Consider the following 8,273-nt stretch of genomic DNA (forward strand, 5'->3'; position numbering starts at 1 on the left):
GAGGGAGCTTGCTCCCGCTGGAGTGCGCAGCGCTCCCATTTTTTTGGGGCCGCTACGCAGCCCAGCGGGAGCAAGCTCCCTCGCCACAGGTGCGTCGCTTATACAGCACGGGGTTAGCCGCGCTTGTAGGCAATTTCCTTGGTGCCACCTTCGCAGGTGCCAACTACTTTCTGGTCACTTGGCGTAGCACCTTTGTCCACCACTTCCAGCGAATACCCCGAAGCGCCGTTGGCGTCGATTTTCGCTGCGATTTCGCTTTTCAGTTCTTCACAAGGCTTGCCCGCCGCCATAGCGGTACCCGCAATGCTCAACAACCCAACCGCTAACAGAAACTTCTTCATCCGTTACTTTCCTTGCGCTGATCAAAAAGAGCGTGCCGACGCTCATCGCGTCGGCACCCGTTGTTTGTAGCGCAGGTTATGGCAATCGGCCAGCGGGCAAAGTTCAACTCTGCCGATCAACTACTGGCAATGCGGAATCCCACTTTGAGCGTGACCTGGAAGTGCGCAGCCTTGCCATCCTTGATGTGACCACGGGTTTCGGTCACCTCAAACCACTCCAGATGCTTGATGCTTTTGTTGGCTTCAGCCAGGGCATTGTTGATCGCGTCTTCGATGCTGGTGGTGGAAGAGCCAACCAGTTCGACTTTCTTGTACGTGTGATGATCACTCATGGCGTTTCTCCTTTAGGTCGTCAATCAAGACTAGCAGCGAATGTGCGTACTGCTTCAGGCGACCGTTGGGAGGCGAAAGTTCAGAATTACTGCACTTTCTGAAAGCGGCGCAGTCGGTATCTACACACGCCACTCAATCACTTCAGGAGATGTCCACATGGCCAACACTTCTTTACGCAAAGCGTCGCTGGAAAGCATGGAAGCCGAGATTTCGAGCCTGCTCAAATCGCTGGAGAGCCTCAAGGACGACGCGTCCGATGAGTCGCGCAAAACGCTGAAGGCCTTGAAAAGCAATGCCGAGAACGCCCTCAAGCACTCTCGCCACCTGATCAGCGACGCCTACGAAGAAAGCAAAGTCAAAATCCGCGAAACCAGCGCTGCCACCCGTGACTACGCACAAGAGCACCCCTGGACGACCGCCGGTGTCGCCGTTGGCGCGCTGGGCCTGCTGGCGGCTTATCTGCTGTGCAAACGCGGTGACTGATTGACCGGTTACATCGGTTGACGCAACAGCTCAGCCTTGAGCCATTGCGCCAACTGCCGGGCGCGCCCGTCTGCGGCGCGCTTGGGTAGCCACAACGCCAGGTGCGCCGGGGTTTTACTGAACCCCCAAGGCGCCACCAGGCGACCCGCTCGCAGGTCCTCTGCCACCAGCGGTTCTGGCGCAATTGCCACGCCCAAGCCGGCAACCGCCGCTTCCAGCAGATAATACAAATGCTCAAACCCCTGGCCGAGTTTCAGCGCGCCGGGCTCTAGGCCGTGTTGCCGTGCCCAACTGGGCCAGGCTTGCGGACGTGAGGTGGTGTGAAGCAAGGGTTGCTCCAGCAGATCCGACGCTGGGGCCTGACGCAGTTGTTCAAAACCGGCGAAGCGGGGGCTCAAGACCGGGCCGATGCGCTCGCTGGCCAGCTCATACACCTGCATATCCGCCGGCCACGGCGGCTCAGCGAATACCAGCAAGGCATCCAGCCCCGGGCGGCGCGGGTCCAGATCGCCTTCGCCTGCCGACAGGTGCAAGCGTAAATCCGGCAAGTCAGCATTCAACCGCCCCAGCCGAGGGATAAACCAACGCGCCAGCAAACTGCCTGAACAACCAAGAACGAAGGGCGCGTCAGCGCCGCGTTGGGTGAGTTCGGCGCACACGTCGCGCAACCGCTCGAAAGCCTCGCTGCTGGCATCTCGTAGCCTGACGCCAGCATCTGTGAGTTTAAGGCCGCGCCCATCCTTGATGAACAGGCTCACGCCCAAGTGCTCCTCCAGCACTTTCAACTGGCGGCTGACCGCGCCATGGGTCACGTGCAATAGCTCCGCAGCCTGGCTGACGCTGTTAAGGCGAGCGGTGGCTTCAAAAGCGCGCAGGGCATTGAGGGGAGGGAGGTCGCGGCTCATCTGTGAGTTTTCCTGACAGGTTGCGGCGATCTTATCGGTTTTCAGGCCAAGGCGTCACGAGTAGAGTGACCGTCATTGCCTTTAAACACATTTTTCCTGGAGCGTCCCATGACTCAGTCCCAGACCGATCTACGCAACGGCCCTGACGCCAACGGCCTGTTTGGTGCGTTCGGCGGCCGCTACGTCGCTGAAACCCTGATGCCGTTGATTCTCGACCTGGCCCGTGAATACGAAGCGGCGAAGGTAGATCCGGCGTTTAACGAAGAATTGGCCTACTTTCAGCGCGATTATGTCGGGCGCCCAAGCCCGCTGTATTTTGCCGAACGCCTGACCGAGTTCTGCGGCGGCGCCAAGATCTACCTCAAGCGCGAAGAGCTCAACCACACCGGCGCGCACAAGATCAACAACTGCATCGGCCAGATCCTGCTGGCCAGGCGCATGGGCAAGAAACGCATCATCGCCGAAACCGGCGCCGGCATGCACGGCGTGGCCACCGCAACCGTGGCGGCGCGCTTTGGCCTGCAATGCGTGATCTACATGGGCACCACCGACATCGAGCGCCAGCAGGCCAACGTGTTCCGCATGAAGCTGCTGGGCGCCGAGGTCATCCCCGTGGTCGCCGGCACCGGCACCCTCAAAGACGCCATGAACGAAGCCCTGCGCGACTGGGTAACCAATGTCGACAGCACCTTCTACCTGATCGGTACCGTGGCCGGACCACACCCATACCCGGCGATGGTGCGCGACTTCCAGGCCGTGATCGGCAAGGAAACCCGCAGCCAGCTGCAGGCCCAGGAAGGCCGCCTGCCGGACAGCCTGGTGGCGTGCATCGGCGGCGGTTCCAACGCCATGGGCCTGTTCCACCCATTCCTGGATGACACCAGCGTCGAGATCATCGGTGTTGAAGCCGCAGGCCATGGCATCGAAACCGGCAAGCACGCTGCCAGCCTCAACGGCGGCGTACCGGGCGTGCTGCACGGCAACCGCACCTTCCTGGTGCAGGACGACGACGGCCAGATCATCGACGCCCACTCGATTTCCGCAGGCCTGGACTACCCCGGCATCGGCCCGGAACACGCGTGGTTGCATGACATCGGCCGCGTCCAGTACACCTCGGTAACGGACGACGAAGCCCTGCAAGCCTTCCACAAATGCTGCCGCCTGGAAGGGATCATTCCGGCACTGGAAAGCGCCCACGCCCTGGCTGAAGTATTCAAGCGCGCGCCAAACTTGCCCAAGGATCACCTGATGGTGGTCAACCTCTCGGGCCGTGGCGACAAAGACATGCAGACCGTGATGCACCATATGGAACAGTCCAAGCAGGAGAAACACTGATGAGCCGCCTGCAAACCCGCTTTGCGCAACTCAAGGAACAAAATCGCGCCGCCCTGGTGACCTTCGTCACCGCTGGCGACCCCGGCTATGACACCTCGCTGGCGATCCTCAAGGGCTTGCCGGCCGCCGGCGCCGACGTGATCGAGCTGGGCATGCCCTTCACCGACCCGATGGCCGATGGCCCGGCCATCCAGCTGGCCAATATCCGCGCACTGGCCGCCAAGCAGAACCTGTTGAAAACCCTGCAGATGGTTCGCGAGTTCCGCCAGGACAACGACGACACGCCGCTGGTGTTGATGGGCTATTTCAACCCGATCCACAAATACGGCGTGTCGCAGTTCATTGCCGATGCCAAGGCAGCGGGCGTCGACGGCCTGATCGTGGTGGACATGCCCCCCGAGCATAACGGCGAGCTGTGCGACCCGGCCCAGGCCGCAGGTATCGACTTTATCCGCCTGACCACGCCGACTACCGATGACGTGCGCCTGCCTACTGTGCTCAATGGCAGCTCCGGGTTTGTGTATTACGTGTCGGTCGCCGGTGTCACCGGGGCGGGTGCCGCCACCCTGGAACACGTCGAAGAAGCCGTGGCCCGCCTGCGCCGCCATACCGACCTGCCGATCAGCATCGGCTTTGGTATCCGCACACCCGACCAGGCAGCGGCCATCGCACGCTTGGCGGACGGGGTGGTAGTGGGTTCGGCGCTGATCGATCACATCGCCACGGCCAAGAACGATCAGCAAGCCATTGATGGCGTGCTGACCCTGTGCGCAGCGCTGTCGGAAGGTGTGCGCAACGCACGCAAGTAAGTTGCACGGCGCAACGACCGCAGCTTATACGCTAGGCTTCAAAGGAGGTGGGCATGTCGCCCACCTCCTTTTTTAATGCACTTCGTGCCCTTTGCCGTCTAACCACCTTCGCAAGCCCCGTAGTCCTTGCCCCTCGGTCGTTAAGTTAGCCGCATCAGAAGTCATTCTTGGCTCTTAGGAGTACATCATGGCATTTGATCTCGTCACCGTTTCAGACCGTCGTCACTCAACCCTGCAAAAGGGTTTCAATCTGCGCTGGCCCTTGGGCAATGTGCAGGGCCAGTCTTCGCCCAATGGCGCCAACCTGATTTACCTTTGCCGCAGCCCGCAAGACATCATGGACGCCGCCGCCCAGGCATTGGCCCTGCCCAATGGACGCATCACCGTACGCAGCGGCGGTCATTGCTACGAAGGGTTTGTCGCCAACAAGATGCCCGACAGCCCGAATGAGGTGCTGTCGATCCTGGATATCAGCGCGCTGAACCGAGTGATCTACGATGCCAACGGCCAGATCGGTTCCGAGCTGAACCCCACGCAGCCCTTTCGCTACCGCTTTCGCCTGGAGGCCGGCGGCCAGAACTGGGACGCCTATGGCGCTTTGTACAAGCTGGCCAACAAAACCTTGCCCGGCGGCTCATGCTATAGCGTGGGCCTGGGCGGACACATTTGCGGTGGCGGCTATGGGCTGCTGTCTCGCAAGTATGGACTGGTGTGTGACTGGCTCAGCGGGGTCGATATCCTGGTGCCTGACAGCCAAGGCAAAGGGCTAGAACCGCGCCATGTCAGCAGGGACAGCACCCAAGAGGACGAATTGGACCTGTTCGCCGCGTGCTGCGGTGCGGGGGGTGGTCAATTCGGCATTATCACCAGCTATTACTTCAAGGACCTGCCACCGGCCCCCAAAGAAGTACTGTGGCTGGTGTTGGAATGGGATTGGTCAGTACTGACCCAGGATGCACTTAACAACCTGCTGGTGGCTTACCAGCGATGGTTCGCCAGTCATCAGAGCAACCCGGACACCTGGGGTCTGGCGACCAAACTGGAAATGCGCCACGAGCACACAGGCAATATCACCTTGGGCATCCATTATGTGGACAAGGAGGGTGAGCTGAACGACCGTGCGCCCTTCGATGATTTTGTCGACAAGATGCTCACGGCCATCGGCTTACCTGCCACCGAGTCGCTGGTGCCGTTTCATGTGGTCCATTTGCCGCCCGGCACAGCCGGCGGGCGCCCCATCGACTCAGTCTCATCCGCCCAGGCTGCGGCGCGGCGCCTGGACTGGCTGGTGTGCCAGCAAACATTGAATGGTTCGGGAGACAATCAGCGTGGGCGCTATAAATCGGCCTATCAGAAAGGTGAGTTCAGCCCCCAAGTGCTACAGGCCATCTGGACTACCCTGACCTGGCCGGACCCTGACAACCACCTGACACAAAGCCTGATCCAGATTCAGTCCTTCGGCGGCCAGATCAACGCCGCCAGCGCGCCCGTACGCAAGGAGTCGTCGGCCGCCCAGCGTTCGTCCCTCCTCAAGTGGCAACCCCAGTGTTACTGGCACGGCGACAGCGCGGCCGCGGATCAAGCCCATGCCGACTGGATCCGAGGGCTGTACGTCAATGCGTTTGCCGATGCGCAAGGCGTACCGCTCAACAATGCGTTCGAAGGCTGCTACATCAATTACCCCGACCTCGACATGACCTACACAGGCGGTAATCCGGCCAACGGCAAAAACCCCCAGTGGTACAAAATCTTCTTTCCCGATCTGATGATCGAAAGCCGCTTGCGCCGTACCAAGCAGCGCTGGGACCCGCACAATATATTTCGCAACGAGATGTCGGTGCCGTAGAACGAAAAAAGGGCGACCCGAAGGTCGCCCTTTTTACAGCTCGATCCGCTCGACTTTGCCGACCAGCAATATGTAGGAAAGCGCGCCGAGCAGCGCCAGGACCGCAATGTAGGTAATGGCCGGCGCAAATGACGAGCCACTGGCCAGAAAGCCAATCACGATAGGCGTGGCAATTGCCGCCAGGTTGCCGATGAAGTTGAACACCCCGCCGGTCAGCCCCAACAGACGGGCAGGCGCCAAGGTCGACACCAGCGACCAGGTGATCGACGCCAGGCCATTGCCGAAAAACGCCACCGCCAGAAACGCGATGACCCACCCCGTCGAGTCCACATAGTTGGCCCCGATGATCGCCGTGGAAATCAGCAGCCCACTGATGATCGGCAACTTGCGCGCAAAGCCCACCGATGCCCCACGGCGAATCAGCCAATCGGAAAACACCCCAGAACACAGCACGCCCACAAACGCGGCCAGGAACGGCAAGGAGGCCAGCAAGCCAGACTGGATAAAGTCCATGCCGCGATATTTCACCAGGTACGTCGGGAACCAGGTCAGGAAGAACCACAGCGTGGAGTTCAGGCAAAACTGGCCCAGGTAGATGCCCCACAGCTTGCGTTTGCTCAGCACGATGCCGAGGTCGGTCCAGCTGAAGGGTGCCTTGACGGTTTTAGCCTGCATGTCCACCAGCCCGCCACCGTCGCGGATCAGTTGGATTTCGGCTTCGTTGGCGCCTTTGAAATCTTTGGGCTCGCGGTACACCGCGTACCAGATCGCGGCCCACAGGATGCCGACGCCACCGGTCACCACAAACACCATGTGCCAGCCGTACTGGTGCTGCAGCCACGCCAGTACCGGAGTGAGGAACGCCAGGCCGACGAATTGCCCGGAGGTATAGACGCCGATAGCCGTGGCGCGCTCGCGCTCGGGAAACCAGGTGGTGACCACACGGCTGTTGATGGGATAGGCCGGCGCCTCCAACGCGCCCACGGCCATGCGCAGCACGAACAGCGCGATAAAGCTGGCGGCGAAACCGAGCATCACGGTGGCAATCGACCACAGCAGCAGGGCGGCCGTGTAGAGAATGCGCGGCGGCACCCGGTCTACCAGCCAGCCACCCGGGATTTGCATGGCGGCGTAGGTCCAGCCGAAGGCAGAAAAAATCAGCCCGACTTGCACCGGATCGATCCCCAGCTCGCTGGTCAGCGCGGGCGCAGCAATCGACAGGTTGCTACGGTCGAGGTAGTTGATGACCACGGTGATGAACAGCAGCACCATGATGAAAAAGCGCTTTCTGCTAGGCGTGACTAAAGAAGCCTGCCCGGTGAGGGATTCAGGGTGCATGGGGGTGCCTCTTTTTATATTTGTTGAGGAAGGAACGCGCTCAATGTGGGAACTGGCTTGCCTGCTCCCACATTTTTTTGCGCGTTTCAATCAGGTGGAAATCACCACTCGGCAAAACTGCCATCGGCATGGCGCCAGATCGGATTGCGCCAGCGATGGCCGATGGCCGCGCGCTCAACCACATACTCCTCGTTGATCTCAATGCCCAGACCTGGGCCGTTGGGGATTTTCACAAAGCCCTGGTCATAGTCGAACACGCCCGGATCTCGCACGTAGTCGAGCAGATCGTTGCTTTCATTGTAGTGAATGCCCAGGCTCTGCTCCTGGATAAACGCGTTGTAGCAAACCGCATCCAGTTGCAGGCATGCCGCCAAGGCAATCGGGCCCAGCGGGCAGTGCAGGGCCAAAGCCACGTCATAGGCTTCGGCCATGTTGGCGATCTTGCGGGTTTCGGTGATACCACCCGCGTGGGAGGCGTCCGGCTGGATGATGTCGACGTAGCCTTCGCTGAGTACCCGCTTGAAATCCCAGCGCGAGAACAGGCGCTCGCCCAGGGCGATCGGCGTACTGGTCAGCGGTGCCAGTTCTTTCAGCGCCTCGTAGTTTTCGCTGAGCACCGGCTCTTCAATGAACATCAGTTTGTACGGGTCGAGCTCTTTCATCAGCACCTTGGCCATCGGCTTGTGCACGCGGCCATGGAAGTCGACGCCGATACCCACGTTAGGGCCGACCGCATCGCGCACGGCAGCGACGTTGGCCAGGGCCAGGTCGACTTTTTCGAAGCTGTCGACAAACTGCAATTCTTCGGTGCCATTCATTTTCACGGCTGTGAAGCCACGGGCCACCGCCTCTTTGGCGGCACGGGCAGTATCGGCGGGGCGGG

Annotated in this window: 9 protein-coding genes; 4 read left to right on the forward strand and 5 right to left on the reverse strand. The window is 60.6% G+C overall.

Going from position 1 to position 8,273, the window contains the following annotated elements; genetic code table 11:
- Window positions 1-113: 113 nt before the first annotated feature.
- Window positions 114-341, reverse strand: coding sequence for a DUF1161 domain-containing protein (locus APH41_RS20050; protein ID WP_034129210.1), 228 nt, complete (start codon window positions 339-341; stop codon window positions 114-116).
- A gap of 116 nt (window positions 342-457) precedes the next feature.
- On the reverse strand, window positions 458-673 hold the full coding sequence (locus tag APH41_RS20055; protein WP_005783406.1) for a dodecin: 216 nt from the start codon (window positions 671-673) through the stop codon (window positions 458-460).
- Window positions 674-830: 157 nt separating this feature from the next.
- On the opposite strand from APH41_RS20055, the gene APH41_RS20060 reads away from it, so the two are divergent.
- Window positions 831-1,157 (forward strand): YqjD family protein, encoded by a 327-nt coding sequence (locus APH41_RS20060; protein WP_003187304.1) that lies wholly within the window; start codon window positions 831-833, stop codon window positions 1,155-1,157.
- 8 nt (window positions 1,158-1,165) lie between these two features.
- Here APH41_RS20060 and APH41_RS20065 read toward each other — a convergent pair whose 3' ends face one another.
- Entirely contained in the window at window positions 1,166-2,062 is an 897-nt protein-coding gene (locus tag APH41_RS20065; protein WP_054920969.1) for a LysR family transcriptional regulator, read from the reverse strand.
- Between the two features lie 108 nt (window positions 2,063-2,170).
- On the opposite strand from APH41_RS20065, the gene trpB reads away from it, so the two are divergent.
- The 3 genes from trpB (at window position 2,171) to APH41_RS20080 (ending at window position 6,052) form a co-directional block, all read left to right on the forward strand.
- Window positions 2,171-3,397, forward strand: coding sequence for a tryptophan synthase subunit beta (gene trpB, locus APH41_RS20070; protein WP_054920971.1), 1,227 nt, complete (start codon window positions 2,171-2,173; stop codon window positions 3,395-3,397).
- Window positions 3,397-4,206 carry a tryptophan synthase subunit alpha gene (trpA, locus tag APH41_RS20075; protein WP_034129208.1) on the forward strand — a complete coding sequence of 270 codons (810 nt, stop codon included), beginning with the start codon at window positions 3,397-3,399 and terminating at the stop codon, window positions 4,204-4,206. The genes trpB and trpA overlap by 1 nt, the downstream gene beginning before the upstream one ends.
- Window positions 4,207-4,393: 187 nt before the next feature.
- Complete coding sequence (locus APH41_RS20080) at window positions 4,394-6,052, forward strand: BBE domain-containing protein (RefSeq protein ID WP_054920974.1); 1,659 nt, start codon at window positions 4,394-4,396, stop codon at window positions 6,050-6,052.
- 33 nt (window positions 6,053-6,085) lie between these two features.
- Here the strand turns inward: APH41_RS20080 and APH41_RS20085 are convergent, their stop codons facing one another.
- Both APH41_RS20085 and dgoD read right to left on the reverse strand, forming a co-directional pair.
- Window positions 6,086-7,390, reverse strand: a complete 1,305-nt coding sequence (locus APH41_RS20085; RefSeq protein WP_032894350.1) for an MFS transporter — start codon at window positions 7,388-7,390, stop codon at window positions 6,086-6,088.
- A 101-nt stretch (window positions 7,391-7,491) separates the two neighbouring features.
- Window positions 7,492-8,273 (reverse strand): galactonate dehydratase (dgoD, locus tag APH41_RS20090; protein ID WP_054920976.1); only part of this gene is annotated, 782 nt, incomplete at its 5' end.

Origin of the sequence: Pseudomonas sp. NBRC 111138, assembly GCF_001320835.1 — a bacterium.
Taxonomy (GTDB): domain Bacteria; phylum Pseudomonadota; class Gammaproteobacteria; order Pseudomonadales; family Pseudomonadaceae; genus Aquipseudomonas; species Aquipseudomonas paracarnis.